Origin of the sequence: Andreprevotia sp. IGB-42 (assembly GCF_009848685.1) — a bacterium.
In the GTDB taxonomy this organism is placed as follows: domain Bacteria; phylum Pseudomonadota; class Gammaproteobacteria; order Burkholderiales; family Chitinibacteraceae; genus Andreprevotia.
On sequence record NZ_WXTX01000002.1, the window covers coordinates 180,005 to 205,032 of the forward strand.

A 25,028-nucleotide genomic window follows, 5' to 3' on the forward strand; every position below is an offset into this window, starting at 1 on the left:
CAAGCCGGGTTTTTGGCTGTATGGGCTGGCAAAATGCCCGCTCAGGGCGCTTCCAGCAATGCCTGCAGATGCGCGGCGAAGCTGAGGATGCGCCTTTCTTCATCCTCGTGCGGGGCATGCCCGGTCGGGTGCGTGATGTCGGGCAGGATCAACGGCTCGGCAAATGTCATGCCGCACAATAATGCCGTTGCTTCCAGCGGGCTGAGCAAGGTGGCGGCCTTGAAGTACGCATCGTTGCCGGGGTGATAGATGGCCCCGTCGCCAGTGCTGAGCACCAGTTGCAAGGTCTTGCCCGCCAGCGCATGCCCGCCCTCGCCATATGCCCAGCCACGGGCCAGCACCTCATCCTGCCAGTGCTTGAGCATGGGCGGGGTTGAATGCCACCAGAACGGAAACTGCATCACGATGCGCCCAGCGCGCAGGCAGGCCGCCTGTTCGGATTCGATATCGATGCGCCCGTCCGGGTACAGGCCTTCCAGGTGGTGGATTGCCGTATCGGGCAGATCCTTGATCTGGTCGATGATCAGCGTGTGCGCGTGCGATGTGGCGAGCTGCGGGTGCGACAGCAAAACGAGATTCTTCATGGCGACTCTCCAGGCCCGGTATGCGGGCCGGTTTTCATGCCTGCTTCCACTATAGGCGTGCCAGCACGCTGCCGGGCGATGCGTGGCGGGATATCATGGCGATCATCCGCAAACCGGTAGTGAACCCAGATGAGTGATGCACCCTCTTCCCCCGGCCTGAGCCATTTCAACGCCCAAGGCGACGCCGTGATGGTCGACGTGGGCAGCAAGCCGGAAAGCCACCGGCTGGCACGCGCCGAGGGCGTAATCCACATGCTGCCCGCCACGCTGCAACTGATTGGTGCCGGCGGCCACAAGAAAGGCGACGTGCTGGGCATTGCCCGGCTGGCCGGCATCATGGCGGCCAAGAAAACCGGTGAGCTGATCCCGTTATGTCACCCGCTGCCGCTCACCCACGTGGCGGTGGATTTCGTGCTGGAGGCCCACAGCGTGCGCTGCAACGCAGTGGCGGAAACCGTCGGCCGTACCGGCGTGGAGATGGAGGCGCTGACAGCGGTCAGCATTGCGCTGCTGACCATCTACGATATGTGCAAGGCGGTAGATCGCGGTATGACCATCAGCAATGTGCGCCTGCTGGAAAAGCAGGGCGGCAAATCCGGCCACTGGCTGGCCGGCAATGCGTCGGATAACCCTTAACGCGGACAGCGCGATCCGTTATCCTGCGCCCCTCCCTACTGACAACCCGGAACTCCGCGATGGAACCGCTTCGACTCTCCAAACGCATGGCCGAGCTGGGCCTGTGCTCCCGGCGCGAGGCTGACGAATACATCGCCCGTGGCTGGGTGTTCGTCGATGGCGTGGTGGTGAACGTACTGGGCAGCAAGGTGCTGCCCACGCAAACCATCACGCTGAAAAAAGCCGCGCAAACCGCGCAGGCCAACCGCGTGACCGTGCTGATCAACAAGCCCATCGGCTATGTATCGGGCCAGGCGGAAGATGGCTACGAACCCGCCGTGGTGCTGGTAAAACCGGAAAACCAGTGGGAAGGCGATACCACCGGCGTGGCCTTCCAGCGCGAGCACCTGGCCAGCCTGGTGCCGGCCGGCCGGCTGGACATCGATTCAGTGGGCCTCTTGGTGCTGACGCAAGATGGCCGCGTGGCCAAGACACTGATCGGCGAAAACTCGCAAGTGGAAAAAGAATACCTGGTGCGCGTGGAAGGCTCACTGCCACCCAGTGGCCTCAAGCTGTTGAACTACGGTTTGTCGCTCGATGGCGAAGCGCTGCGCCCGGCACAGGTGAAATGGCAGAACGACGACCAGCTGCGCTTCGTGCTCAAGCAGGGCAAGAAGCGCCAGATCCGCCGCATGTGCGAGCAGGTAGGCCTGCATGTGGTCGGCCTCAAGCGTATCCGCATCGGCAATATCACGCTCGATGAGCTGCCCACCGGCCAGTGGCGCTACCTCGCCGCCGATGAAAGCTTCATCTGACCTGCGCCCGCAGTTGCACGCGGCCAGCGCCGGGCAACGTTGATGGCGCGCGCTGACGTACTGCTGGTAGAACTGGGTCTGGCAGCATCACGCACAGCCGCGCAGCTGCTGATCGAATCCGGCCGAGTGAGTGCAAATGGCACAGCCGTGGGCAAATGCAGCCAGAAGCTCGATACCGCTGCGCAGATCAGCATCACGCCGGATGCCGCAGACCGCTTCGTATCGCGCGGCGGGCTCAAGCTGGCGGGCGCGCTGGCGCATACCGGCCTCGATGTGGCCGGCATGCAGGTGCTGGATGTGGGCCAGAGCACCGGCGGTTTCACCGATTGCCTGTTGCAGGCCGGCGCACGGCGCGTGCTGGGGCTGGAAGTGGGTCACGGCCAGCTGCACCCGCGGCTGCATGGCGATGTGCGCATCGTGACGCTGGAAGGCGTGAATGCGCGCCACGTTACCCCGGATGAACTCGCCCAGCACCTGGATGGCCCGGTTCAGGCCATCGTCGGCGATGTCTCGTTCATCTCGCTCACGTTGATCCTGCCGGCATTGGCCGCACTGCTGCCTGCCGGTGCCGTGCTGCTGTTCCTGGTGAAGCCGCAATTCGAAGTTGGCCCGCAGGGGCTGGGCAAGGGTGGCATCGTGCGCGACGCCGCGCTCTATCCGGCGGTAGAAAACAAGGTGCGCGACGCCGCTACGGTGGCCGGGTTCACGGTACTGGATTACTTCGACAGCCCGATTGCCGGTGGCGATGGCAACCGCGAATTCTTCATCCACGCGCGCAAGGCCTGACGCGCCGCCACGCTCAGGCTGGTGCGCTCACCATCCATTTCACGCCGAAGCGATCAACCAGCATGCCGAAACCGGACGACCAGAAGGTACTCTGGAACGGCATGGTGACCGTGCCGCCATCGACCAGCGCATTGAACATGCGCTCGGCATCGGCCTGACTGTCTGCCTCGATGGACAGTGAGCAGGCGCGCATACTGGCATCGCCCTCAAGTGCACACTGCCCATCCGATGCCATCAGCTGGGTATTGCCCACTTCGAAATTGGCATGCATGACTTTGTCTGCCCAGTCCGGCGCGGTGTTGCTGCTGCCTTCGGGCGCGTCGCCAAAGCGGGTGATGAAGGTGGTTGTGGCGCCGATGGCGCTGGCGTAGAAAGCCAGCGCTTCGTCACAGCGGCCATTGAAGAACAGGTAGGACTGAACACGCATGCTGGCGCTCCGGTTAGCGGAAACCATCAGTATAGCGACGCCAGCATGACTTTACGCTTACAGTACCTTGGCCTTCCTGAACAACGCCCGGGCCTCGTCGATATCCGGCTTGAGCGCCTGCACTGCGGCGTCCTGCGGGTAGTCATCGACCACGTCGTAGAAGTAATCGAGGCTTTCCGGGTAGGCAAACGCCGCGCGGCGCATCAGTGCGTGCGAGAGATCCTTGTCGCCCCGCATCGCGTGCATCACCGCCGCATCGGCCAGTTGGCTGGGGTACGGGCGTACGCTGTTGAGGCGATCAAGAATGCCCAGTTTCCACGGGATGTCGTTGCGGCTGGCAACGATGTAGTTGGACAGCGCGAAATCGGCGTAGTAATCGACGAACACGTTGCTGCGCAGCCGCTGCAGCGTGTCGATATTGATGGCGTTCTGCTTGGCATCCTTGGTGGATTCAAGGATGGGGTACAACTTCAGGTAGTAATGACCGCCCAGCCCGGCAATCACCAGCAACGCAACCGCTGCCGTGCCCATTGCGGCCCGTACCGGCAACACCGGCCAATGCCAGCGCGACGCGTCATCACGCGCCAGGTACAGCATCAGCGCGAACGGCATCAGGAAATGTGCGTACCACAGCGGGTATTCGACCACGCTATGCAACACGGACACCGCAACCAATGCGGTCGCTAGCATGGCAACCGCATTGCGACGGCGCTTCCACACCCCCACTAGCAAAAATAACCCAGAAACCAGCAGCAACACGTTGGCGACAATCAGTTTCGGCCAGAAAAACCGTCGGTTTGCAGCCGGCAACCACCAGCCGCCAGTGCACCACAGCAATCCCAGCAACACAACGAAGGTACCGATCAGCCCCGTTTCCGCCATCAGGTTCAACAGCGAGTTATGGGCGTGGGTGAACAGCACGCTTTCGGCGATCACGGCAAATTCCGGGCGTACCTGGTACAGAATACTCTGTGCTGCATAGGCGCTCCAGCCCACGCCCAGTACCGGATGATCGACAAAGGTAATCCACGCTTTTTGCCATTCGACAAGCCGGCGCGCACCATTTGAATCCAGCCTGTCCAGCCCGGTTGCCACCCCGTTCGAGGTATGAGTGAAATGCTGGATGACATCATTTACCGCAGGTACAACCACCAGCATCGAAACGAAAACCAGCGCCGCGGTCAGAATGAGGTAGAAGCCCAGCCGTCTTTCCTCTGCTTTCCATACCTGACGTCCCCACGCGCTCCAGCGCGACCTGCTCAGCCATTTTCCCAGCCGGCGATACCAGCGGAGATAGGGATATCGGTTGGCAAGGCGTGGCGAAGCCAGCAAGCGACAGCGCAGGTTACGTATAGCTGGCAGACGGCGTTTTTCGCGCCGCAGCCATCGCTCGAGCAATGCGTTCAGCTTTGCAGGGCGTTGCTTTTGCTGCCGTTGGCCGCCATGGAAAAACCACAACCATCCCATCACCAGCCAAGCCAGCATATACATCAACGGGGAGCGCGATCCGCACCAAGCAATGCTCAAAGCCAGCCATATCAGCAAGATCAATAGTGTTATTCGCGGGTAATGAGCCGCTCCCAAGCCAAGCAGCAGCACCCCGACCGCAAGCCCTTCCAGTGCAAATCCGGTAGTCAGCAGATCTCCGGGCACAAGAAATTTGCCGATCAACACGCATGCCATACCAATCAAGCCGATGGCAAAGCCTGACCAGACCACCAGCTCGGTGCTGGCAAGCTTGCGCTTGGCCAGAAGCCAGCATGCTGCAACCATGCCCCACGCCAGATAATGGCCGTACATGTTCTTCTGGCCGATATTGCCGAACACCAGCCGGCCATCACCGTATTTGATCAGGTCATGAACCTGGCCTGCTCCAACGCCGGAATTGAACAGCGTGCCCACCAGCAAGCCCCAGGCAAACGCGGTGACGAGGGCATCGGTGCCGAACAGTTCGCGCGCGCGCGCCAGCGCCCACACCGACAGGCCCGCCGCCAGAAAGTACAACGCCGGCACCGTACGTTCCGACCAGTAGGTGATGGGCAGTGCCACGCATTGCAGCGCGATCACGCCCACCAGCGCGGCCCAGATCAGCGCCGACCACGGGATGGCGGTGCGTGGCTGATCTTTTCTGGCCGGCAGCGCCGCCGCGGCCAGCACCAGCAGTACCGACAGCGCAAAGGCGGCCAGTTCGGATGGAAATACCGGATTGGGGTTGTAGCGGTAGGGAATGCCGCAAGGCACGGCAGCAAGCAGAAAGAGCAGGCACTGAAAAACGTAAAGCATCAGGAATCCGGGGTGAGTTCTTTGGCGGCAGGTTTGCCCGTCCAGGCGGCAACCATGCAGCCTACCTCAAACAGCAGCCAGAGCGGAATGGCCAGCAGCAACTGGCTCATCACGTCTGGCGGCGTCACCACTGCAGCAATCACGAAGGCGCCCACGATCACGTAAGGGCGCCATTCACGCAGCTTCTCCACGCTGACAAAGCCCATGCGCACCAGCACCACCACGAATACCGGCACTTCGAAGGTCACCCCGAAGGCCAGGAACATGCTGAGGATGAAATCGAGATACTCGGCCGAATCAGGCAGCCATTGCATCGAGGCCGGCACCACCGAGGCGATGAACCGGAACACCACGCCGAACACGAAGTAATACGCAAACGCCATGCCGGCCAGAAAAAGCAGCGATGACGACACCACCAGCGGCAGCACCAGCTTTTTCTCGTGCGCGTACAGGCCAGGCGCCACGAATGCCCAGATCTGGTACAGCGTATGCGGCAGCGAGATCAGGAAAGCCACCATCGCAGCCACCTTGATCTGCACCATGAACGGCGCGGCGATGCCGAACGAGATCAGCTGATGCGTGGGCAGCACGTTGGTAAGCGGCGCGGCAACGAAGTTGTACAGCGTTTCACGCACGGCGAAGCACGCCAGGAAGGCCACGATGAACACCAGCGAGCCGCGCACCAGCCGGGTACGCAGCTCCAGCAGGTGCACCAGCAGTGGTTGAAGTTGTTCCTGCATGGTCAGCGCCTGTCCCTGGCTATCGCTACGGGCGCCGGGGGCGGCGCGAAAAGATCGAGCTGGCGCTCGTCGACCACCGGGGCCAGTAACGCCGGTACGACATCTGCCGCCATGTCAGCCGGGTAGTCCGCGATGTCCCCGCCGGGATCATCGACAGGCACATCGATGGGCGCGGCCAGCAGCGGGGCTGGTGCCTCGTCTGCCAGCACCGTATGCACCGGTGCCTGCAGCAAAGCCGCAGTGGCTTCGACCTCGGCATGCACCGGGCGCGAGAAATCCGTGAAATCGCTGTGCGCCTGCCGTACCGGGGCCACCACGCTCTGGTGGATGGTATTGCGCAGGTCATCGCCCTCGGCCCGTAATTCGGCCTCGATACGTGCCAGCTCGGTCTGATGCATTTCGCGATCCAGATCTGCCTTCACGCTGGTAACGAAACGCTGTGCACGGCCGATCAGCGCGCCAACCGTGCGTGCAACCCTGGGCAGCCGCTCGGGGCCGAGCACGACCAGCGCGACAGCCCCCACCACCACCAGCTCACCAAAACTGACATCGAACACGGCTTAACGCTTGTCCTTGTCTGCCGCCTCGATCACGCGGCCGGCTTCATCGGTCTTGGCCTTGGGGGCCTCGTCGCCTTCACCCTTGATGCCATCCTTGAAACCGCGCACCGCGTTGCCAAGATCCTTGCCGACGTTGCCCAGCTTCTTGGTACCGAACACCACCACCACGATCGCCAGCACGATCAACCAATGCCAAATACTGAAGGAACCCATGATTATTCTCCGAGCAGGTTTGAATTTGCCGGGCGCCGCGCATGGCCTGCGCCCCTGTATGCGAAAGATGCCTGGCTTTTGTTACCGCCGAACTGGTGTAGACGACCAACCCGACCAGCGTGCATCAATGTGTAGCAACGCCGACGATGCCGGCAGGCAGCCCCGGGCCGCCGATCACGTGCACATGCAGGTGGAACACCGTCTGCCCACCGCCTGCACCCGTGTTGATGATGGTGCGGAAACCGCTTTCCAGCCCCAGCTCGCCCGCCACTTGCGCCGCCACCAGCATCAGCTTGCCCAGCAGCGCCTGATGTTCGACAGCGGCATGCGCAAGAGATTCGATATGTGTTTTCGGCACCACCAGCACATGCACCGGCGCCACCGGGTGCAAATCGTGGAACACCAGCACGTCGTCGTCCTCATAGACTTTGTTCGACGGGAACACGCCGGCGGCAAGCTTGCAGAAAATGCAGTCTGTCATGGGTTTACTCCTGCGGGCGCGAGGCTTTTTCTTCGATGCCGGAAATGCCTTCGCGGCGCGCCAGCTCTGCCAGCACGTCTTCGTGGCTGAGGCCTTCGTGCGCCAGCAGCACCAGTGTGTGGAACCACAAGTCGGCCACTTCGCGCACCACGTGCAGCTTGTCGCCATCCTTGGCGGCCATCACCACTTCCAGCGCCTCTTCGCCGACTTTTTTCAGGATGGCTTCGGTGCCCTTGTGATAGAGCTTGGCCACGTAGGAGGTGGACGGATCGGCGCCGCGGCGGCTGGCCAGCGTGGCGGAAAGGCGTTCAAGGATTTCGGCAGAGACCATGCGGGCTTGTCCGGTCAGGGGGTGATCAATGGATAGGGGCAATTATATTGCCGTTTGCCTTCATTCACGTTGCACTTCAACGTGACAGATTGAAAAAGGCCGGCCATGGGCCAGCCTTTTCTGCCGCTTTGCACGTCGGGCAGCGCGTCAATGCTTGTGGTAGATCGCCGCCGGGTCTTTCAGCACCGGGTCTACCGCGACCCAAGCGCCGTCTTGCAGCACGCGGAAAAAGCAGCTGGCGCGGCCGGTGTGGCAGGCAATGCCGCCTTCCTGCTCGATCAGGTAGATCAGTACATCACCATCGCAATCGAGGCGGATTTCGTCCACACGCTGGAAATGGCCGCTTTCCTCGCCCTTGTGCCACAGGCGGTTGCGCGAGCGCGTCCAGTAATGCGCGGTGCGGTGCTCGGCCGTCAGCGCGACCGCATCGCGGTTGGCATAGGCGAACATCAGCACGCGGCCGCTGTGCTTGTCTTGGGCAATCACCGGCACCAGGCCTTTTTCATCCCACAGGATTTCGTCCAGCCAGCCCAATCAATCCACCTTCAGCGTTGCCGCGGTGTAATCGGGGCTGGGCGTGTAGTGCGCGCGGATGGCAATGGCGCCACCCGGGGCCAGGCTCTGCGGCGCGGCGTCCACGCTGGCCGGCTTCTGGCGGCGGCCGTTTTCGTCGACCACGTACAGGCTGTCGGCACCGTTGAACGCATACGCGCCCTTGCCCTCGTTCTTGAGCGTGAGGAACAGCGTCAGCTCGTTATGCGTGCCATGGCGCATGTTGTTCACTTCGATTTTCAGCGGCTTGCCGGCGGTATCCACCTCCAGCTCGCAGGCCAGCGCGGCCACCGGCAACATGGCCAGTGCAATCAATACCCATTTTTTCATAATCTCACCTCGATCCCGGCGGCCTGCATGGCTTCTTTGGCCTGGCGCACCGTGTACTCGCCAAAATGGAAAATGCTGGCTGCCAGTACCGCATCGGCATGCCCGCGGGTTACACCATCCACCAGATGTTGCAGATTGCCTACGCCACCGGATGCAATCACCGGGATATCCACGGCATCGCTCACCGCACGGGTCAGCGGCAAATTGAAGCCGATCTTGGTGCCGTCGCGGTCCATGCTGGTCAGCAGGATTTCACCGGCGCCCAGTTGCTGCATCCTGCACGCCCACTCTACCGCATCCAGCCCGGTTGGTTTGCGCCCGCCGTGGGTAAAGATTTCCCAGCGGGTATTGCTGTCATCGACCGCCTTGGCATCGATGGCAACAACGATGGCCTGGCTGCCGAATTTGCTGGCGGCGGCTTCGACGATTTCCGGGTTGGTAACTGCGGTGGTGTTGATGCTAACCTTGTCGGCACCGGCATTGAGCAGGCGGCGCACATCGGCCACCTGGCGCACACCGCCACCCACGGTCAGCGGAATGAAAACCTGCGATGCCACCGCCTCGATCACGTGCAGGATCAGGTCACGGTTGTCGCTGGACGCGGTGATGTCGAGGAACGTCAGCTCATCCGCGCCCTGATCATCGTATTTCTTGGCAATTTCGACCGGATCACCCGCATCGCGCAAGCCGACGAAGTTGACGCCTTTGACGACACGACCATTGGTCACGTCAAGGCAGGGGATGATGCGTTTTGCGAGGGGCATGGCAAGCTTCAGGGCGCGAGGGGTGCGCAGTAGATACGGGTCTGGTAAAGGAATTCGATGGCACCGTCCTGCTGGTGCGCATCGAACAGGGCATCAAGCGCTGCCATCATTGCATCGAAGCCGGCTTCCCCGGCCTTGGCCACGTAGGAAACCGACAGCAGGCGACTGTGCAGCATGGCGCGGTCGCAGCGGTGCACATAGGGCACGGCGGCGATCCTGGGCGACGTGCCGAAGAACGTGCTGATGATGGGCACATCGATGCGCTTGTGGTTGACCTGGTGGTAATCGGTACCGAAGCGCTGCAGCAGTGCCTCGTAGCCCACCAGAAACGGTGTGGCATCGAGTTCGCGGTCATTCCAGATCAGTGCGGCCTGCCGGCCGGGCTTGAGGATGCGGCGCCACTCGGCACGGGTGGCTTGCGGATCGAACCAGTGGAAGGCCTGGCTGGCGGCAATCAGGTCGACGCTGGCATCGGCCAGCGTGGTGGCCTCGGCCGAGCCGTTGATGCTGGCAAACAACGGCGTGCCGGCAAAGCGCAGCTCGGCCGCCTCGCGCATCGCCTTGTTGGGTTCCACGCCGCAGACGGTATAGCCGGCCTGCAGGAACAACGCGCTGGAAATACCGGTACCGGCACCGATATCGGCCACCACCGCGCCATCGGGCAATGCGCCCCAGTCGCGCAGCTGGTCGATCACCGCCGTGGGGTAGCCGGGCCGGCCGCGCACATAGGCATCGGCATGATCCGAAAAACGCTTGGTAGGATCGTTGCCGTGGCGCATGGGATCAGGCCGTTACCAGTTGATCGGCCAGCTCTTGCGCGGCCCTGAAGTCGATGGTGCCTTCGTAGATGGCACGACCGGTGATCACGCCCTCGATGCCTTCGGCTTCCACTTCGGCCAGGCGGCGCACATCGTCGAGGTTGGTCAGGCCGCCCGAAGCGATCACCGGGATGGTCAGCGCCTGCGCCAGCTTCACTGTGGCCTCGATATTCACGCCGGACAGCATGCCGTCGCGGCCGATGTCGGTGTAGATCACGCTTTCCACGCCATAGCCTTCAAAGCGCTTGGCCAGATCGACCACATCATGGTCGGTGATCTTCGCCCAGCCATCGGTGGCAACCTTGCCGTCCTTGGCATCGAGGCCAACGATGATGTGGCCCGGGAACGCATCGCAGGCTTCGTGCAGGAAACCCGGCTGCTTGATGGCTGCGGTGCCGATGATCACGTAGTCGATGCCGGCATCGAGATACATCTCGATGGTTTCCAGGCTGCGGATGCCGCCGCCCAGTTGCACCGGCACATCGCCATCTATCGCACGCAGGATGCGTTTGACCGCATCGAGGTTCTTGGGCTTGCCGGCAAACGCACCGTTGAGGTCCACCAGGTGCATGCGGCGCGCGCCCTGGCCCAGCCAGTGGCTGACGAAGCTGGCCGGATCGTCGGAGAACACGGTGGCGTCGTCCATTTCACCTTGGCGCAGGCGTACGCACTGGCCGTCTTTGAGGTCGATAGCAGGAATGATCAGCATGATTAGAAAAACAATAGAACAATTGAAAGAAGGACTTAAGCCTTGCCGTCCCAGTTTACGAAATTCTGCAACAATTGCAGACCTGCGCGATGCGATTTCTCCGGGTGGCACTGGATGGCGAAGATGTTGTCGCGCGCCACTGCCGCCGCAAAACGGTAAGGATAAGCCGATTCGACCACGGCAATGGCCTCGGTCGGGGCAAAATGGTAGCTGTGCACGAAGTAGAAGCGCTCGCCATCGGCAATGCCGTTCCACAGCGGGTGGCTGTGCTTGATGAACATTTCGTTCCAGCCCATGTGCGGCACTTTCAGCTTGTGCCCGTCCGCGCCCACCATCTTGTCGGCGGGAAAGCGCACCACATTGCCCTTGAATACGCCCAGGCTGTCGGTAGGGCCTTCTTCGCTGCGCTCGAACAGCAGCTGGGCGCCCACGCAGATGCCGAAGAACGGTTTTTCTTCCGCCGCCTCGAGCACCGCGGCTTTCAGGCCGGATTCGTTCAGGTGCAACATGCAGTCGGGCATGGCGCCCTGACCGGGAAACACCACCTTGTCGGCAGCGGCCACCACGGCCGGATCAGCGGTCAGCGCGATCTCGGCGCGCCCGTCCGCCACCAGCTCGAAAGCCTTGGTCACCGAGTGCAGATTGCCCATGCCGTAGTCGACGATGGCGATTTTCTGGGTCATGCGGCGCGATCCATGGAGTAAAGCTGGCCGAGGCAGCTGGCAACAACGCGTGTCATCCGACCAGTGTGCCCTTGGTGGACGGGGTGATGCCGCTCATCCGTTCATCGAACGACACCGCCATGCGCAGTGCGCGGCCCAGCGCCTTGAAGATGGTTTCGGCCTGGTGGTGGGCGTTCTTGCCCTTGAGGTTGTCGATATGCAGGCTGATGGCGGCATGGTTGACGAAACCGCGGAAAAACTCGCCGAACAGGTCGACATCGAAACCGCCGATCATCGCCCGCGTGTATTCGCAGTCGTATTCCAGGCAGGGGCGGCCGGATAGATCGACCACCACGCGCGACAGCGCTTCATCCAGCGGCACATAGCTGTGGCCATAACGGACGATGCCCTTCTTGTCGCCAACGGCCTTCGCAAACGCCTGGCCCAGCGTGATGCCGACGTCTTCCACCGTGTGGTGGGCATCGATATGCAGATCGCCGACGGCCTTGATCTCGATATCGAACAGGCCATGGCGTGCCACCTGGTCGAGCATGTGTTCAAAAAACGGTACACCGGTATCGAACTTGGATACGCCGGTGCCATCCAGATTCAGCGTGATGGTGATCTGGGTTTCCAGCGTGTTGCGGGTGACGGTAACAATACGTGCGGCGGTCATTACGAGCAGATCTCTTTAAGTGCCGCGAGGACAACGGCGTTGTCTTCCGGGCGGCCAACGGTAAAACGCAGGCAATTATCCAAGACTTTCGGCCCGCCGTGCAGATTCTTGATGAGTATCTTCTTTTCTTTCAGCGCATTGAAGATACGCGGCGCATCCGGCACGCGCGCCAGGATGAAGTTGGCCTGGCTGGCAAACGCGGTCACGCCGGGCAAATCGTTCAGTGTCTGCAACAGTTTTTCACGCTCCACCTTGAGCGTGGCGGCCTGGTCATTGAGGATATCCACATGCTCCAGCGCAAACTCGGTGGCAACCTGCGTCAATACATTGATGTTGTAGGGCAGGCGCAATTTATCAAGCTCGGTAATCCAGCCCGGTGCACCGGCAATGAAGCCCAGCCGCAAACCGGCCAGCCCCAGCTTGGAGAGCGTGCGCATCACCAGCAGGTTGGGGTAGCGCGCCAGCCGCGAAAAGAAACTGTCTTCGGCAAACGCATGGTACGCCTCGTCGACCACCACGATGCCGGGCGCGGCTTCGATGATGGCCTCGATCGCTGCGGCATCGAATGCATTGCCGGTGGGGTTGTTCGGGTAAGCGAGGAACACCAGCGCCGGCTGGTGCTTGTCGATCGCCGCCAGCGTGGCAGCCAGATCGAGCGAAAAATCGGCGGGGTTCAGTGGCACGCCCACGTATTCGAGGCCGCAGAAGGTGGCGATCATGTTGTACATGACGAAGCTCGGCTCCACCGACAGCAAGGTGGCGCCCGGCTTCATCACCAGCATGGCCAGCAACTGGATGATTTCATCCGAACCGTTGCCCAGCAGCACATCGAAACCCGCCGGGATGCCCATCGCCGTTTGCAGTCCTGCCTTGATGCCGCCGCCCTGTGGATCCGGGTAGCGGTTGATGGCGGCACTGGCCAGGCGCCGGCCCAGCTCGGCCTGCAGATCAGCGGGCAGATCGTAGGGGTTTTCCATGGCATCGAGCTTGAGGAAGCCCGTGGCAGGCGGTACGTGGTAGGCATGCAGCGCAGAGATTTCGGCGCGGAGGATATCGGTGTGGCGGCTTGTCATGCGGTTTTCTTTTTGCGTTGAGGCGAGCGCAGCGCTGCGGCCAGCGCTTTCCGGGCCCAGAGCAGCAGTTCGGCCTGATCTTCGAGCGCGGATTCAGGCGGCGGATAGTACTTCATTGTCTGCGCGATGCCATCCTTCATCGCATAGCTGAAGGGCTGCAGGTGCTGCGCGGCAAAGTCGGGAATCGATACGTCGTCGGCTTTCAGATACAGCACGTCATCGGCAACGATGGCAAAAAACAGGTCGTCGCAGTAAAGGCCGAAGCCGCCGAACATTGCCTTGGCGCGCACGCTGCCCAGCGGGGCAAGCTGTTCGATCAGCCAGGAAAGATATTCGTTGCGGGCAGCCATGCGCATACCGTATCACGACAGCGGCAGCGCTTCCATCGCCGGTGACTGATGGAACAAGGCTGCCTGGCGCTTCGCCCGGCATGCGGCCCCTCACGCCATATGCCGCTCCGGTAGAAACCTAATCACTGCTGCAGTCTCGGCCACCCCCGTCATCGCCACCGGAGGAAGAGAAATCCTGGTCACTCCCGAAGATGCCGGTGTTGCCATCCTCATCCGTCGTGCGCTCCGAAAGCCAGCGCCATAACGCCGGCAACACGAATAGCAGGAACAACAGCAGGGCAGCGGTTCCCATCAGCACCATGCTGCGCGACATTGCGCCCAGCAACAGCATTCCCAGAAAAATACCGCCCAGCAGCAAACGCATTGTTGCTCCATACCCTGCCGCCTGTACGGCGGTCGTCCGTCATGCATCCGATGCAACGAGGCGCCATGCCCCAAGCGACCTGACACGCTTACAGTGCGCCGCTTTCCTTGAGTTCGCGATAACGGTTCACCAGCGTGACCGGCAACGCCTGCGGCGTGACATCGATCAGTTCGCGCGCCGGGCCGGCCAGCGCGGCAAAGGCCTTGCGGCGCTGTTCCAGATAGGTCAGCGTGCTGCAATGCGTGAGCGCATCGTCGAAATCGGCTACCGGCTGCGTCAGCGTGGCATCGAGCACGGTTTCACGCAGGCTGGCGCACAGCACGCGGTGCGGGTGCACCAGCAGCGTCATCGCATCAGCGAGGCCATCGCCATCTTCGTCGCGCAGATTGGTCAGCAGCACGATCAGGCTGCGCTTTTTCACCCGTTCTGCCAGTGCCTCGGCAGCAGCCAGATAGTCCGGATGTGATTCTGTCGGTTCCAGGTCATACAGGCTGGACAGCAGCCGGTCGAACGATGCCCTGCCTTTTTGTGGAGCAAGCCAGCGCTCGTTACCGCCAAAGGTATACAGGCCGATGGCATCACCCTGCTTCTGCGCCAGCCAGGCCAGTACCAGCATGGCATTGAGTGCGTGGTCGAAATGCGAGGTATCGCCGTCCTGCGCCTGCATGCGCCGGCCGCAGTCGAGCAGGAACACGATCTGCTGATCGCGCTCTTCCTGGTATTCGCGGCTGATGGGTTTTTGCAGCCGTGCGGTGGCTTTCCAGTCGATGGCACGCAGGCTGTCGCCATTGCGGTACTCGCGCAGCTGGTGAAAATCCGTGCCTTCGCCACGGCGACGACGGCGCAGCACGCCCGCTTGCGGCACCATGCGGTCCGCTGCCACCAGCGAGCGTTTGAGCACCGGTGCAAAATCGGGAAACACCCGTACTTCGCTACCGGCGCCAACACGGCTCTGGCGCAGCCACAGCCCGAATGGCGATTCGATCCGCACGCCCAGCGCTTCGAAACGATGATCACCACGGGCCAGCGGCTGCACCCGGTACGCCAGCCGCACGAACTGCCCGGGGTTGAGGCGGCACGATTGCGGCAGCCCTTCCATTGCCCAGCCTTGCGGATAGTGATCGAACACCTGCAACGCAATGTTCCGGCCAGACTGATGCCGTATCGTCAGCGCAACCTCGCCCCAGCGGCCACGCGCCCATGCGCCGGCCATCTGGCGCTCCACCACCAGTGCCGGCAGGCGCCAGCCCAGCAGCGCGTCGACCACGGTCAGCGCACCGGCAATGGCAGCCGCGCCCCACCACAGCCAGTGCGGCATCCAGGGCAGGGCAAACGCCAGCGCGGCAACGAGGCCGGTCAGCAGCAGCAGACGGCGTGTGGGGATCATGCGCGCGGCGCGGCGATCTGTTCCAGCAGGCCCGCCAGCGCACGGTCTGCGGTGATGCCTTCCAGCTCGGCCTCCGGCGCCAGCGCCACGCGGTGGCGCAGCACCGGCAAGGCGGCCTGCTTGATTTCATCCGGGGTGACAAAATCGCGCCCGGCAATCAGCGCCAGTGCACGCGCCACGCGCACCAGCGCGATAGCGCCACGCGGGCTGGCGCCGATCGAGAAGCCCGGCCAGTCACGCGTGGCACGCACGATGCGTACCGCGTAATCGAGCACCTGTTCATCGACGGCGATTTCCGCCACCAGTTGCTGCAGAGCAAGCACGGTTTCCGGCTTGATCAGTGTGCCCACGGCATTGACGTCGAGCGCGTCGCCAATCTGGCTGCCGGTAATCTGCTTCACCAGCGCCAGCTCTTCAGCCTCGGTGGGGTAGTCGATCAGCACCTTGACCAGGAAGCGGTCGAGCTGCGCTTCCGGCAATGGATACGTGCCTTCCTGATCGATGGGGTTCTGTGTAGCCAGCACCATGAATGGCGACGGCAGCGGATTGGCCTCGCCCTCGATGGTGACCTGGCGCTCCTGCATGGCTTCCAGCAACGCCGCCTGCGTTTTGGCCGGCGCACGGTTGATTTCGTCGGCCAGCACCAGGTTGGCAAAAATGGGGCCGCGGCGGATGGTGAAGCGATGCTCCTTCATATCGAGGAACGCATGGCCGGTCACGTCGGCCGGCATCAGGTCGGGGGTGAACTGGATGCGCGCAAACTGCCCGGAAAAGGTCTTGGCCAGCGCCCGCACCAGCAAGGTCTTGCCGAGGCCGGGCACGCCCTCCAGCAATACGTGCCCCCCTGCCAGCAAACTGGCCAGCGCGGTATTGACGGTATCAGTCTGGCCGACGACAGCGCGGCCGATTTCCTCGCGCAGCCGCCGCACGATTTCGACAGCCTGGTTGAAGCGTTCCGGGGTCATAACTTGTTCCTCAGCGTTTGTAGGGTGGCCACGGCGGCGGTGAATGCGGCGGGCTGGTCGGATCTGGCCTGGTTGAGTGCGGCGTCGATGTCGGCCTGCGGCAAGTCGTAGCGTGTTGCCAGACGGCGCGCCAGTTCATCTGGCGGCAGGCGCGACCATTCGGGCACACGGGTGGCGATCAGCGCCAGCGTGCTGCGGCGCGCGGCCTGCAGCAATGCCGCGCGGCCGTCATGACGCCACGCCCAGCGCGCGCTGGCGCGGATATGCTCCAGCAGTGCCCGGCGTGGCGGTGCGGCCTGTGGCAGCAATGGGCCAAACCGCACACCGTTGTTCCACAACAGCAGGGCCAGCAACAGCGCCAGCATCAATACCGCTTGTGGCCACATGTGCCACAACCGCGCATACCACACCTTGGGTGTGCCGCCACGCGCCAGCCAGACCTTGCCCGGATTGAGGGTGGCCAACCGCCACAGGAACTCGGCGTGATCGCGCTGTGCCAGCGCATGCCGATCGAACAGCCGCGAATTATTGAGCACCACCAGCCAGCCCTGTCCCATGCGATAGGCAAACATCTGCTGGCCGGTGCTGTCTTGCCACGCCGGCGGCACCGCCGCAGCCGGCGCCAGCCGCTTGTAGCCCAGTTCAGTCAGCGTCAGCGGATAGGCAGACCCCGGCGGAGTGAGCTGCAGCGTGCCTGCTGCAGTCGCACCAGATGCAGCAACATCACCCGGTTTGCCGGCACCCTCGTCATCATCACTACGTACCCGCAGCTGCAGCGGCGCAACGATGGCGTTTTCCGCCAGCACTTCATCGTCTTCTTCGTCATACAAGGTGATCGACGTCACCAGCACGCCACCGCGCCGCACCCAGCCCAGCAGCGCCTGTTGCTCGGCCAGCGGCAGATCGTCGTTGATCTGCAACGCCAGCAGGGTATCGTGGGGATGCAATTGCGCGGCCACGCCATGCACTGATTCTTCTGCCACCGTTTGCAAACCACGGCGCTGCAAGTAACGCTCTGCCGCCAGCAAGGGGTTTTCGAGTGCCGCACGTTGCGGCAGGCGGAACACCCAGTCGGGCTGGCGCTCCATATTGCCGGCCCACCACCACGATCCATAAGCCACCAGCGCCAGCAACAGCGCGGCGGCAATCCAGCGCAATACCCTGCTCATGCGCCACCCCCGCCCAGGCCCAGCCGCCATGCGGCCAGCGCATGGTCGAGCTGAGCATCATCGGGCCAGCGTGCTGCATAGGCAGCATTGCGCCACACGCCGGTGACCTCTGCGCATGCGGCCTCCGCCGGCTGCGGCAACGCACCGTTGCGATGCGCGGCCTGGCTGGCAGCCAGGATATCGCCCTCGGTATCGCCGCGATGCAGTTCGAGCGCGTGATCATGTGCCAGCTTCGATACCGTGGCACGGTACAGCAGCGCCAGCGCCTCACGCCGGCTGCCGGCCTGCCACAGGCGATTCACGCTGGCCGGCACATCTTCGGGCAGGGTTTCCGGGCGGATATCCATACCCAACACCTGCTGCGGTGGCGCAGCCCGCTGCCTGCGCTGCGTAACCAGCGCTCCCAGCGGCCCGCGGTAGCGCCACAACAACCATGCAAACAGCGCCACCAGCACGCCGATCAGGCCCAGCTTGACCGCCCCCGCGCCGGAGAAATCATGGATTTTCTGTTCCTCATCCTTGGCTTCACCGGGCTTCCTGTTCTTGAACAGCCAGGTCAGGAAGCGCACCAGCCAGTTCTCTTCATCATCCTGCTTGGCTTCCGGCCGCTTTTTAGGGGCCCATGTCATCTGGCAATCCCACTGGCGGAATTCATCGCTCTGGAAAACGGCGTCGATATCGCGTCGCAGTGCGGCTTGCGATGCGTTGTGCGCGGGGCCGCGCTGCTTTTCCAATTCCAGTTGCGCCTTGGAGGGCGCACAGGTGGCGGCGCTGGCGTCGTGTTGCGGCAGCGCCCATAACGCCGCGCATAGCAGCATCGCCAGCGCAGATTTGCCCAGCGTGGCCAGCCTGCGGCGGCGCTCTGCCAGCCGGCGCAGCGACAGCTCGATATCCCAGCCTTCCAGCTCGGCGCGACGGCGCAGGTACAGCGTGAAGCATCCGGACGCGTATACGGGCCCGATCAGCCCATCGGCGATCACGTAGCAGATATGCCCGGTCAGTGCCAGCGTGGCCGGGTCACTGAAATACTTGATCATGAACAGCATGGGATTGGCCTCTTCCGGCCGCGCCATGAACAGGCCCAGCATAGCCAGCAGCGCCAATTCCAGCACCAGCGTGAAATGCACGCACGCCAGCCCGAACCACGATGCAGCACCATAAGCGCCACGGGCGCCCAGTGCACGGCGGCGCTGGTTGGCAAACCGGCCTTTGGCGCCTTCCAGCATCCAGATCGGTGCATACAGGCCGCGGCCCAGCATGATGGGGCGCCACCAGGTCAGGCTGCGCAACCACCCACCCAACTGCCACGGCCATGCGCGCAATGCCTGCCACGCAGTCACCCGTTCACCGAATACCTCGCGCGACAGGATGTACACCGGCAGGCGGTCGAACAGCGGCCGCAACCACCAGATCGCCAGCGTGCCCCAGCCCAGATAGGCAGCGGGCAGGCACAACCATAGCAAGACAGCCAGCGTCAGCCACGGCAGCCACCATGCCAGATAGACCTGCTGCCAGTAACGTCGCAGCAGTGACTGCCCCAGATCAATGGCGGCAGCGTGCGAACCCGGGCGGATATCGATCTGCAGGGATTCAAGCTGCACGGTCACGCCCCGCGAAACAGAAGTAGGCAATCACCGCCAGCCACATGCCACTGCCTACCAGATATTTGACGAAATGCGGGATATCGGTGCGCGCAGACCAGAAGCCTTCGATGAAGGCGGCCAGGAAAGTCATCAGCGCTGCCCCCATCAGCATGGGCAACATGCGGGATGCGGTTGCACGTAGCGCCGCGCCGCGCGCCAGCCGCCCGGGCATCAGCAGTGCTGCGCCCAGTTTCATGCCGGCTGCGGCAGACAGGATCAGCCCTGTGACCTCCAGCGAGGCATGCGTGATCACGAACGACCAGAAATTGCCCGATGTGGCCGCCGAGCGCGACAACCATGCCCCCACCACGCCCAGATGCATGCCATTGAACGCGCTGGCAAACAGCGCCCCCAGCCCGAACACGATGCCGCTGGCAAAAGTACGGAAGGCAATGGCCACGTTGTTCCAGATGTAGAAGCCGAACATGTACACGTCGTCTTCCGCGCCGCGCCGCGCCAGCCGGTGCGCACCATCCTGATACATGCTTTCCATGCCGGAGAGCTCTGCCGGGGTCATGAATGCATACGCCAGCTCGGCCCGCCACGCGATCAGGCCACCGGTCAGCAGCGCCACGCCAAAGAAAGCCAGCATGGCCAGGCAGACCACCCGCCACTCGGCCCGTACCAGTCGCGGGAAATCCCGTTTCAGCCAGCGGATGAACGCGTACTCGCGTGAGCCCGTCTCGGCATAGATGACGCGGTGCGCATTGATGGCCAGCGTATCGAGCCGCTTGACCAATGAGGGCGAATAGCCACGCTGGCGCGCAACGGCCAGCGTATTGCATAGCGCGCGGTAACGCTCGGGCAGCTGTGGTGACGGTTTCCTGCTGACCACCTCGGTCTCCATGCCGGCCCACAGCGCCGCGTGGCGCGCCTCGAATTGTCGCTGCCTCATGATCTGGCCTCGCCAGTCAGCCCGGCCGCGTACTGGAACAGGCGCTGCAACGATGCTTCGCCATCCAGCCCGGTCAGCGGGCGCGCCAGATCACCCAGCTCCTGCTGGCGTTGCGGCGGCACGGAGCGCACCCGCTCGACCAGATCCAGCAACGCATGCTGCTCTTGTGGCGTGAGCGGAAAGGGCAACGGTAACGGCTCGGCTTGCGCCAGCGCCACGGCCTTGGCGGCAGGCTCGCGATAAACCACCAGCGTGCCCGCGACCATATCGCCAATACGGCGGAAATTGCCATCCATCAACATGATGACAAGGCCGACGCCATACAGCATGGGCAGGAAATCGATGCCGCGCAGCAAGTTGCGCAGTGCCGATTCACGCCAGCCTACCGGCAGGCCATCGTCACGCACCACCTGCAGCCCCAGCATGCGTTTGCCCGGCGTCATGCCGCTGCCGAATACCTCGAACACCACCGGGTATGCCCATTCCATCAGGAAATAGCCGACCAGCGCCAGGCCGCGCCCCATGGTGGGCCCCAGCAACAGCACCAGGCCGATGGTCAGCAGTATATTGAGCAGCACGCGCAGCAGCAGATCGATGAACCACGCATACCCGCGCCGCGCCGCGCCGGCAGGGGTCAACGCAAGCGTCACGCCCTCGGGCGTGGAAAGGTGGAGTTTGCCGTCCAGCATGGGTGCGGATCAGGTCGTCACGACGATGGTATTGGCCAGGTCATCATGCAGGCAGCGACGCGTTTCCCGGAAGATCAGCAAGCTGTCGAGCAAGCTCACCAGCAGCCCCAGGTAGGGAATGGCCTTCACGATGCCCAGTGGCAGGCTGCGAATGAAAAGATAGCGCCGCAGGCTGCAGCGCTGCCCATCCGCACAGACCACACGGATGCCCAGTGCTTTCTTGCCCAACGTTTGCCCATTGCGATGAATCAACGTGCAGTTGATCGCAACGAGTGCAATCCAGGCAACACCCATGGCCACGAAAAAAGCGACGGTACCCGCGCCCCAGCCCAGACCGGGGCTGGAACGGCTGCTCAACAATACGGGAACCAGAAGCAACGTCGGGATCAGCATCGCTGCAACCCAGATCAGACCATCCACCACAGTCGCGCCAAACCGTGCACTTCGCGTTGCCAACTCGTATCCGGTGCCCGGCGCCGCTTCCAGCTCGGCATGCGACGGGGCATAGGGGTTCACATCGTTCATCATCAAGCCTGTAAGAATAAAACGTATGCCTGTCAGCAGCTGACAGCGGCACCATTCTACCGTGAACAAAAAATACCTCGTCAAAAACGGGGCATTTTCCCGGGATCAGCCGTTGGCAAAGGCATGGATGCAACAATGTCCGCGCACTGGCGCGCCGCTGGCGCGGTCAGCTACCGCTTTATCGCGGCTTGAGCCTGAACTCGGCCGCATTGGCATGCGCAGTCAGCCCCTCGCCGTGCGCCAGCACGGCGGCGATCCTGCCCAGCTTCTGCGCGCCCGCTTCGGAGACCTGGATCAGGCTGCTGCGTTTCTGGAAGTCGTACACGCCCAGCGGGCTGGCAAAACGCGCGGTGCGCGCGGTCGGCAACACGTGATTGGGGCCAGCGCAGTAATCGCCCAGCGATTCACTGGTGAACTTGCCCATGAAGATGGCGCCGGCGTGGCGCAGCTTGTGCACCCATTCCTTGGGCTCGGCCACTTGCAGCTCCAGATGCTCGGGGGCGATCTGGTTGGAAATGGCACATGCTTCGTCCAGATCCTGCACCAGGATCAGCGCCCCGCGGTTTTGCAGCGATGCGGCAATGATGTCGCGGCGCGGCTGCGTGGGCAGCAGGCGCGCGATGCTCTCTTCCACACGGCTGATGTATGCGGCATCCGGGCACAGCAGGATGGCCTGGGCGATTTCATCGTGCTCGGCCTGGCTGAAGAGATCGATCGCCACCCAGTCCGGATCGGTGGCGCCGTCGCACAGCACCAGGATTTCGGACGGGCCTGCCACCATGTCGATGCCGACCACACCGAACACTGCGCGCTTGGCCGCAGCCACATAGGCATTGCCCGGGCCGGTGATCTTGTCGACCGGCGGCACGGTTTGCGTGCCGTACGCCAGCGCACCGACCGCCTGCGCACCGCCCACGGTAAACGCCCGCGATACGCCGGCGATATAGGCAGCGGCCAGCACCAGATCGTTACGCTCACCTTTGGGGGTTGGCACCACCATGATGATCTCGGCCACGCCGGCTACGTGCGCGGGGATGGCATTCATCAGCACCGACGACGGGTATGCCGCCTTGCCGCCCGGCACGTAGATGCCGACGCGGTCGAGTGCGGTGATCTGCTGGCCCAGCATGGTGCCGTCTTCGTCCTCGTAGCTCCAGGAGGCCATTTTCTGGTGTTCGTGATAGCGGCGCACGCGCCCGGCGGCAGCAAGCAGCGCATCACGCTGCTCTGCAGGCAGCCGGTCATGCGCGGCTTTCAGTTCGTCCTGCGTCAGCTCCAGATCAGCCATCGATTGCGCAGCGGTGCCGTCAAAACGGTTGGTGTACTCCACCACCGCGGCATCGCCACGTGTTTTCACATCGGCAAGAATGGCGGCCACGCGCTGGTCGACCTGCGGGTCTTGCGAGGTTTCGAATGCCAGCAACGCAGCAAGCTGGGTCTGGAAATCGGGGGAACGGGAATCGAGTCGGCGGATCATGGCGCACAGTCAGCAACAGATTGGATAGCTGATTATACCCAAGCTGCCCGCCCCCGCCTGCCGCGTGCACCAGTTACAGCGCCGAACCGCCATGGGCGCCTACCTCAGGACAGTGCCACCTTCAGGCCGAGCGCTACCAGCACGCCTCCCAGCAATTTGTCGATCACGCGTTGCGCGCGGGTCAGCACGCGGCGCACCGGGCCGCTCTGGATCAGGAACACCAGCAATGGCCACCAGATCACCGCGAGCGCCCAGATCACGAACGCATACCAGAGCTTCTCGAACGTGGTGCTGTGGATATCCAGCACCTGCGTGAACATCGCCAGGAAAAACAGCGTGGCCTTGGGGTTGAGCAGATTGCACAGCAGGCCCTGCATGAACGCGGCGCGCAAGGTCACCTCCTCCCGCCGGGTATCGGGCGAAAGCGTGCTACCGGCTTGCGAGCGCAATGCCTGGATGCCGATCCAGATCAGATAAGCAGCCCCTGCGTACTTGAGCACATTGAACAACCACGGCGTGGTGGTGATCACCACCGCAAGGCCGGCCACGCAGTAGGCCATATGTACGAGGACGGCGGTGTTCACGCCGGCCGCCGTCGCCAGCGCGGCCGACCTGCGGTAGCGCGCGGCATTTTTCACCACCAGGAAGAAATCCGGCCCGGGCGAGAGCATGCCCAGCGTGGCGATGGTGATGACGATCAACGTGGTTTCGAGCATGCTCTGATCCAGTGTGGGGACAATAACGGCATCGTGCCGTGGCGACAGTGCACCGACCATGCGGGGTTTCCGTGATGCGTGGCAGCACGGGCCCGTGGGCAGTTACCGGGCCGGTGCTTCGTTGCTCTCGGTACCGTGATCGCTTTCCTGCTCATCGTCGCTATCCATATCCGCGCTGTCTGCCGAATCTGCCCCGGACTGGCTTGCCGTGGTTTTTTCATAACGGTGGCGCAGGTTTTCCTTCTTCATCAGGAAGGGCAGCATGATCAGCGACAAGATCAGGCCAAGGCCACCCACCACGGTGATCCAGGTGGTTGGCGGCTCGGACGGCGCACCGTATTCGTTCCCGTCCTTGCTACCCGGCACCACGCACAGCGCGAATGAACCCAGCGTGATGCCGCCAGCGACGACCATACCCAGCGTGGGATTGAACTGATGGCTGGCGTAGCCGGCAATCGATGCACCGGTAATCCAGTAACCGGACAAATTCAGATCATGCAGGCGCAGGATGGTTTGCCGTACATACAGCCACCAGACCGCCAAGGACAGGATCGCGGTCAATACGAGCGAGTTCAGTACCAGCACGGCACCAACAAGCAGGGGAATGGCTGCGACGATCACCACCATGGTATAGGCCAGGTAACGCATGCGGCCGAGCCGGCCATTGCTGCGCAGACTGAAAATCGACGGCGTTTCATACCAGGCTTCTTCAGGCGGGGCCGCCTGGCTCCCAGGGTTGCGGGCATAGGGATTGGCAGCGATGTCTGGCTCCCGCGCTTTCAGCCTTTCTGCCTGGGCTTCCGTTTCGCGCGCGGCAATCATGCGTGGCATGTCGGTGCCGCACCCCAGACACAAGGTGCGCTTGGGCTGTTCACGCCCGCAGGACGGGCAGGTCGTTGTCGCGGCCGCCACGGCGATTTCATCCACCAGCGCCAGTGCCTGCCTGGGCTGAGGCGCCGGCGTTGCCACCGGGGGCGCCGCCACAGTGGCCGATGCGGCGGCGGCGATCAGGGGTTCCAGCCCCGGGATCGGGGCCACGGCTGCAGGTTCGGGCACAAGCGAAATCATCGCGACGTGATCTCGTGCAGGCATCGCAGCCCTGGCATCCGGCACGGACGCCCTGGCTGCCGCCACCGGCTGGTTGGGCGCAGCAGCGGGATCGGCAGGCGGGCGGGCAGGCGGCAAGGTTTTTGCCACGACTCCGGCCCTGTTGAGGCCAGCGATATAGGATTCGACATCCTTGTGTGGCAGGTTCTGCTTGATGACCGTGGGCGCATTCTGCAGCAACTGCCGTGCACGCCCCAGATCAAGCCGCATGATGCGCGCCAGGTTTTCAGCTGCGCTATCCTCGGTAAAGCCCGGTAGCAAATGTCCTGTCAGTATTAATTGAACCGTATCGCTCATGACTGTGCCAATAATGCAAATATTG

At 63.0% G+C, this 25,028-nt stretch carries 31 protein-coding genes; 3 read left to right on the plus strand and 28 right to left on the minus strand.

Annotated features, from left to right (window positions below; genetic code table 11):
• Window positions 1-41: 41 nt before the first annotated feature.
• Window positions 42-584, minus strand: coding sequence for an NAD(P)H-dependent oxidoreductase (locus tag IGB42_RS03550; RefSeq protein WP_159666884.1), 543 nt, complete (start codon window positions 582-584; stop codon window positions 42-44).
• Window positions 585-713: 129 nt separating this feature from the next.
• On the opposite strand from IGB42_RS03550, the gene moaC reads away from it, so the two are divergent.
• From moaC to IGB42_RS03565, 3 genes are read left to right on the plus strand one after another with little or no spacing between them, the layout of a single operon-like run.
• Window positions 714-1,220, plus strand: coding sequence for a cyclic pyranopterin monophosphate synthase MoaC (gene moaC, locus IGB42_RS03555; protein ID WP_159666887.1), 507 nt, complete (start codon window positions 714-716; stop codon window positions 1,218-1,220).
• A 59-nt stretch (window positions 1,221-1,279) separates the two neighbouring features.
• Complete coding sequence (locus IGB42_RS03560; RefSeq protein ID WP_159666890.1) at window positions 1,280-2,014, plus strand: pseudouridine synthase; 735 nt, start codon at window positions 1,280-1,282, stop codon at window positions 2,012-2,014.
• Between the two features lie 42 nt (window positions 2,015-2,056).
• Window positions 2,057-2,800: a TlyA family RNA methyltransferase gene (locus IGB42_RS03565; protein ID WP_159666893.1), complete on the plus strand. Its 744-nt coding sequence runs from the start codon at window positions 2,057-2,059 to the stop codon at window positions 2,798-2,800.
• Between the two features lie 13 nt (window positions 2,801-2,813).
• On the opposite strand, the gene IGB42_RS03570 is transcribed toward IGB42_RS03565, so the two are convergent.
• From IGB42_RS03570 to IGB42_RS03700, 27 genes are all read right to left on the minus strand, one after another.
• The gene (locus IGB42_RS03570; protein WP_159666896.1) at window positions 2,814-3,227 is read right to left on the minus strand and encodes a VOC family protein; all 414 of its coding nucleotides are present in this window, start codon (window positions 3,225-3,227) and stop codon (window positions 2,814-2,816) included.
• Window positions 3,228-3,284: 57 nt separating this feature from the next.
• A complete protein-coding gene (locus IGB42_RS03575; RefSeq protein WP_159666900.1) occupies window positions 3,285-5,510 on the minus strand; it encodes an O-antigen ligase family protein in 2,226 nt (741 codons plus the stop codon).
• Window positions 5,510-6,250 carry a twin-arginine translocase subunit TatC gene (tatC, locus tag IGB42_RS03580; RefSeq protein ID WP_159666903.1) on the minus strand — a complete coding sequence of 247 codons (741 nt, stop codon included), beginning with the start codon at window positions 6,248-6,250 and terminating at the stop codon, window positions 5,510-5,512. Before tatC ends, IGB42_RS03575 begins: the two co-directional genes overlap by 1 nt.
• Before the next feature lie 2 nt (window positions 6,251-6,252).
• On the minus strand, window positions 6,253-6,807 hold the full coding sequence (tatB, locus tag IGB42_RS03585; RefSeq protein WP_159666906.1) for a Sec-independent protein translocase protein TatB: 555 nt from the start codon (window positions 6,805-6,807) through the stop codon (window positions 6,253-6,255).
• A gap of 3 nt (window positions 6,808-6,810) precedes the next feature.
• Window positions 6,811-7,023, minus strand: a complete 213-nt coding sequence (gene tatA / locus IGB42_RS03590; protein WP_159666909.1) for a Sec-independent protein translocase subunit TatA — start codon at window positions 7,021-7,023, stop codon at window positions 6,811-6,813.
• Window positions 7,024-7,147: 124 nt separating this feature from the next.
• Window positions 7,148-7,504, minus strand: coding sequence for a histidine triad nucleotide-binding protein (locus tag IGB42_RS03595; protein ID WP_159666912.1), 357 nt, complete (start codon window positions 7,502-7,504; stop codon window positions 7,148-7,150).
• 4 nt (window positions 7,505-7,508) lie between these two features.
• Window positions 7,509-7,835, minus strand: a complete 327-nt coding sequence (locus IGB42_RS03600) for a phosphoribosyl-ATP diphosphatase (RefSeq protein ID WP_159666915.1) — start codon at window positions 7,833-7,835, stop codon at window positions 7,509-7,511.
• Between the two features lie 147 nt (window positions 7,836-7,982).
• The gene (hisI, locus tag IGB42_RS03605; protein WP_159666918.1) at window positions 7,983-8,369 is read right to left on the minus strand and encodes a phosphoribosyl-AMP cyclohydrolase; all 387 of its coding nucleotides are present in this window, start codon (window positions 8,367-8,369) and stop codon (window positions 7,983-7,985) included.
• Window positions 8,370-8,717 (minus strand): hypothetical protein, encoded by a 348-nt coding sequence (locus IGB42_RS03610; RefSeq protein ID WP_159666921.1) that lies wholly within the window; start codon window positions 8,715-8,717, stop codon window positions 8,370-8,372.
• Complete coding sequence (hisF, locus tag IGB42_RS03615) at window positions 8,714-9,481, minus strand: imidazole glycerol phosphate synthase subunit HisF (protein WP_159666924.1); 768 nt, start codon at window positions 9,479-9,481, stop codon at window positions 8,714-8,716. Before hisF ends, IGB42_RS03610 begins: the two co-directional genes overlap by 4 nt.
• 8 nt (window positions 9,482-9,489) lie before the next feature.
• Entirely contained in the window at window positions 9,490-10,260 is a 771-nt protein-coding gene (locus tag IGB42_RS03620) for a class I SAM-dependent methyltransferase (RefSeq protein WP_159666927.1), read from the minus strand.
• A gap of 4 nt (window positions 10,261-10,264) precedes the next feature.
• A complete protein-coding gene (gene hisA / locus IGB42_RS03625; protein WP_159666930.1) occupies window positions 10,265-11,008 on the minus strand; it encodes a 1-(5-phosphoribosyl)-5-[(5-phosphoribosylamino)methylideneamino]imidazole-4-carboxamide isomerase in 744 nt (247 codons plus the stop codon).
• Window positions 11,009-11,043: 35 nt separating this feature from the next.
• Window positions 11,044-11,691, minus strand: coding sequence for an imidazole glycerol phosphate synthase subunit HisH (gene hisH / locus IGB42_RS03630; protein ID WP_159666933.1), 648 nt, complete (start codon window positions 11,689-11,691; stop codon window positions 11,044-11,046).
• A 52-nt stretch (window positions 11,692-11,743) separates the two neighbouring features.
• Window positions 11,744-12,346, minus strand: a complete 603-nt coding sequence (gene hisB, locus IGB42_RS03635; protein ID WP_159666936.1) for an imidazoleglycerol-phosphate dehydratase HisB — start codon at window positions 12,344-12,346, stop codon at window positions 11,744-11,746.
• Complete coding sequence (gene hisC / locus IGB42_RS03640; protein ID WP_159666939.1) at window positions 12,346-13,419, minus strand: histidinol-phosphate transaminase; 1,074 nt, start codon at window positions 13,417-13,419, stop codon at window positions 12,346-12,348. The genes hisB and hisC overlap by 1 nt, the downstream gene beginning before the upstream one ends.
• Window positions 13,416-13,769, minus strand: coding sequence for a TfoX/Sxy family protein (locus tag IGB42_RS03645; RefSeq protein ID WP_159666942.1), 354 nt, complete (start codon window positions 13,767-13,769; stop codon window positions 13,416-13,418). The genes hisC and IGB42_RS03645 overlap by 4 nt, the downstream gene beginning before the upstream one ends.
• A gap of 118 nt (window positions 13,770-13,887) precedes the next feature.
• The gene (locus IGB42_RS03650; RefSeq protein ID WP_159666946.1) at window positions 13,888-14,133 is read right to left on the minus strand and encodes a hypothetical protein; all 246 of its coding nucleotides are present in this window, start codon (window positions 14,131-14,133) and stop codon (window positions 13,888-13,890) included.
• A gap of 88 nt (window positions 14,134-14,221) precedes the next feature.
• Complete coding sequence (locus tag IGB42_RS03655; protein WP_159666949.1) at window positions 14,222-15,520, minus strand: DUF58 domain-containing protein; 1,299 nt, start codon at window positions 15,518-15,520, stop codon at window positions 14,222-14,224.
• The gene (locus IGB42_RS03660; protein WP_159666952.1) at window positions 15,517-16,485 is read right to left on the minus strand and encodes a MoxR family ATPase; all 969 of its coding nucleotides are present in this window, start codon (window positions 16,483-16,485) and stop codon (window positions 15,517-15,519) included. The genes IGB42_RS03655 and IGB42_RS03660 overlap by 4 nt, the downstream gene beginning before the upstream one ends.
• Window positions 16,482-17,654, minus strand: coding sequence for a DUF4350 domain-containing protein (locus tag IGB42_RS03665; protein WP_159666955.1), 1,173 nt, complete (start codon window positions 17,652-17,654; stop codon window positions 16,482-16,484). Before IGB42_RS03665 ends, IGB42_RS03660 begins: the two co-directional genes overlap by 4 nt.
• Window positions 17,651-19,255 carry a DUF4129 domain-containing protein gene (locus IGB42_RS03670; RefSeq protein ID WP_159666958.1) on the minus strand — a complete coding sequence of 535 codons (1,605 nt, stop codon included), beginning with the start codon at window positions 19,253-19,255 and terminating at the stop codon, window positions 17,651-17,653. The genes IGB42_RS03665 and IGB42_RS03670 overlap by 4 nt, the downstream gene beginning before the upstream one ends.
• Window positions 19,245-20,192: a stage II sporulation protein M gene (locus tag IGB42_RS03675; RefSeq protein WP_159666961.1), complete on the minus strand. Its 948-nt coding sequence runs from the start codon at window positions 20,190-20,192 to the stop codon at window positions 19,245-19,247. The genes IGB42_RS03670 and IGB42_RS03675 overlap by 11 nt, the downstream gene beginning before the upstream one ends.
• The gene (locus IGB42_RS03680) at window positions 20,189-20,881 is read right to left on the minus strand and encodes an RDD family protein (RefSeq protein ID WP_159666964.1); all 693 of its coding nucleotides are present in this window, start codon (window positions 20,879-20,881) and stop codon (window positions 20,189-20,191) included. Before IGB42_RS03680 ends, IGB42_RS03675 begins: the two co-directional genes overlap by 4 nt.
• 9 nt (window positions 20,882-20,890) lie before the next feature.
• The gene (locus IGB42_RS03685) at window positions 20,891-21,475 is read right to left on the minus strand and encodes an RDD family protein (RefSeq protein WP_159666967.1); all 585 of its coding nucleotides are present in this window, start codon (window positions 21,473-21,475) and stop codon (window positions 20,891-20,893) included.
• Window positions 21,476-21,584: 109 nt separating this feature from the next.
• Window positions 21,585-22,883 carry a histidinol dehydrogenase gene (hisD, locus tag IGB42_RS03690; RefSeq protein WP_374705044.1) on the minus strand — a complete coding sequence of 433 codons (1,299 nt, stop codon included), beginning with the start codon at window positions 22,881-22,883 and terminating at the stop codon, window positions 21,585-21,587.
• Window positions 22,884-22,987: 104 nt separating this feature from the next.
• A complete protein-coding gene (locus tag IGB42_RS03695; RefSeq protein WP_236822483.1) occupies window positions 22,988-23,659 on the minus strand; it encodes a LysE family translocator in 672 nt (223 codons plus the stop codon).
• Window positions 23,660-23,701: 42 nt separating this feature from the next.
• Window positions 23,702-25,003, minus strand: a complete 1,302-nt coding sequence (locus IGB42_RS03700) for a DUF805 domain-containing protein (RefSeq protein WP_159666970.1) — start codon at window positions 25,001-25,003, stop codon at window positions 23,702-23,704.
• Window positions 25,004-25,028: the final 25 nt, after the last annotated feature.

What these genes read in the sequence shown, in the direction of transcription:
- IGB42_RS03550 (WP_159666884.1), bottom strand. Translation starts at nt 584, where the DNA reads ATGAAGAATCTCGTTTTGCTGTCGCACCCGCAGCTCGCCACATCGCAC.
- moaC (WP_159666887.1), top strand. Translation starts at nt 714, where the DNA reads ATGAGTGATGCACCCTCTTCCCCCGGCCTGAGCCATTTCAACGCCCAA.
- IGB42_RS03560 (WP_159666890.1), top strand. Translation starts at nt 1,280, where the DNA reads ATGGAACCGCTTCGACTCTCCAAACGCATGGCCGAGCTGGGCCTGTGC.
- IGB42_RS03565 (WP_159666893.1), top strand. Translation starts at nt 2,057, where the DNA reads ATGGCGCGCGCTGACGTACTGCTGGTAGAACTGGGTCTGGCAGCATCA.
- IGB42_RS03570 (WP_159666896.1), bottom strand. Translation starts at nt 3,227, where the DNA reads ATGCGTGTTCAGTCCTACCTGTTCTTCAATGGCCGCTGTGACGAAGCG.
- IGB42_RS03575 (WP_159666900.1), bottom strand. Translation starts at nt 5,510, where the DNA reads ATGCTTTACGTTTTTCAGTGCCTGCTCTTTCTGCTTGCTGCCGTGCCT.
- tatC (WP_159666903.1), bottom strand. Translation starts at nt 6,250, where the DNA reads ATGCAGGAACAACTTCAACCACTGCTGGTGCACCTGCTGGAGCTGCGT.
- tatA (WP_159666909.1), bottom strand. Translation starts at nt 7,023, where the DNA reads ATGGGTTCCTTCAGTATTTGGCATTGGTTGATCGTGCTGGCGATCGTG.
- IGB42_RS03595 (WP_159666912.1), bottom strand. Translation starts at nt 7,504, where the DNA reads ATGACAGACTGCATTTTCTGCAAGCTTGCCGCCGGCGTGTTCCCGTCG.
- IGB42_RS03600 (WP_159666915.1), bottom strand. Translation starts at nt 7,835, where the DNA reads ATGGTCTCTGCCGAAATCCTTGAACGCCTTTCCGCCACGCTGGCCAGC.
- IGB42_RS03610 (WP_159666921.1), bottom strand. Translation starts at nt 8,717, where the DNA reads ATGAAAAAATGGGTATTGATTGCACTGGCCATGTTGCCGGTGGCCGCG.
- hisF (WP_159666924.1), bottom strand. Translation starts at nt 9,481, where the DNA reads ATGCCCCTCGCAAAACGCATCATCCCCTGCCTTGACGTGACCAATGGT.
- IGB42_RS03620 (WP_159666927.1), bottom strand. Translation starts at nt 10,260, where the DNA reads ATGCGCCACGGCAACGATCCTACCAAGCGTTTTTCGGATCATGCCGAT.
- hisA (WP_159666930.1), bottom strand. Translation starts at nt 11,008, where the DNA reads ATGCTGATCATTCCTGCTATCGACCTCAAAGACGGCCAGTGCGTACGC.
- hisH (WP_159666933.1), bottom strand. Translation starts at nt 11,691, where the DNA reads ATGACCCAGAAAATCGCCATCGTCGACTACGGCATGGGCAATCTGCAC.
- hisB (WP_159666936.1), bottom strand. Translation starts at nt 12,346, where the DNA reads ATGACCGCCGCACGTATTGTTACCGTCACCCGCAACACGCTGGAAACC.
- hisC (WP_159666939.1), bottom strand. Translation starts at nt 13,419, where the DNA reads ATGACAAGCCGCCACACCGATATCCTCCGCGCCGAAATCTCTGCGCTG.
- IGB42_RS03645 (WP_159666942.1), bottom strand. Translation starts at nt 13,769, where the DNA reads ATGGCTGCCCGCAACGAATATCTTTCCTGGCTGATCGAACAGCTTGCC.
- IGB42_RS03650 (WP_159666946.1), bottom strand. Translation starts at nt 14,133, where the DNA reads ATGCGTTTGCTGCTGGGCGGTATTTTTCTGGGAATGCTGTTGCTGGGC.
- IGB42_RS03655 (WP_159666949.1), bottom strand. Translation starts at nt 15,520, where the DNA reads ATGATCCCCACACGCCGTCTGCTGCTGCTGACCGGCCTCGTTGCCGCG.
- IGB42_RS03660 (WP_159666952.1), bottom strand. Translation starts at nt 16,485, where the DNA reads ATGACCCCGGAACGCTTCAACCAGGCTGTCGAAATCGTGCGGCGGCTG.
- IGB42_RS03665 (WP_159666955.1), bottom strand. Translation starts at nt 17,654, where the DNA reads ATGAGCAGGGTATTGCGCTGGATTGCCGCCGCGCTGTTGCTGGCGCTG.
- IGB42_RS03675 (WP_159666961.1), bottom strand. Translation starts at nt 20,192, where the DNA reads ATGAGGCAGCGACAATTCGAGGCGCGCCACGCGGCGCTGTGGGCCGGC.
- IGB42_RS03680 (WP_159666964.1), bottom strand. Translation starts at nt 20,881, where the DNA reads ATGCTGGACGGCAAACTCCACCTTTCCACGCCCGAGGGCGTGACGCTT.
- hisD (WP_374705044.1), bottom strand. Translation starts at nt 22,883, where the DNA reads ATGATCCGCCGACTCGATTCCCGTTCCCCCGATTTCCAGACCCAGCTT.
- IGB42_RS03695 (WP_236822483.1), bottom strand. Translation starts at nt 23,659, where the DNA reads ATGGTCGGTGCACTGTCGCCACGGCACGATGCCGTTATTGTCCCCACA.
- IGB42_RS03700 (WP_159666970.1), bottom strand. Translation starts at nt 25,003, where the DNA reads ATGAGCGATACGGTTCAATTAATACTGACAGGACATTTGCTACCGGGC.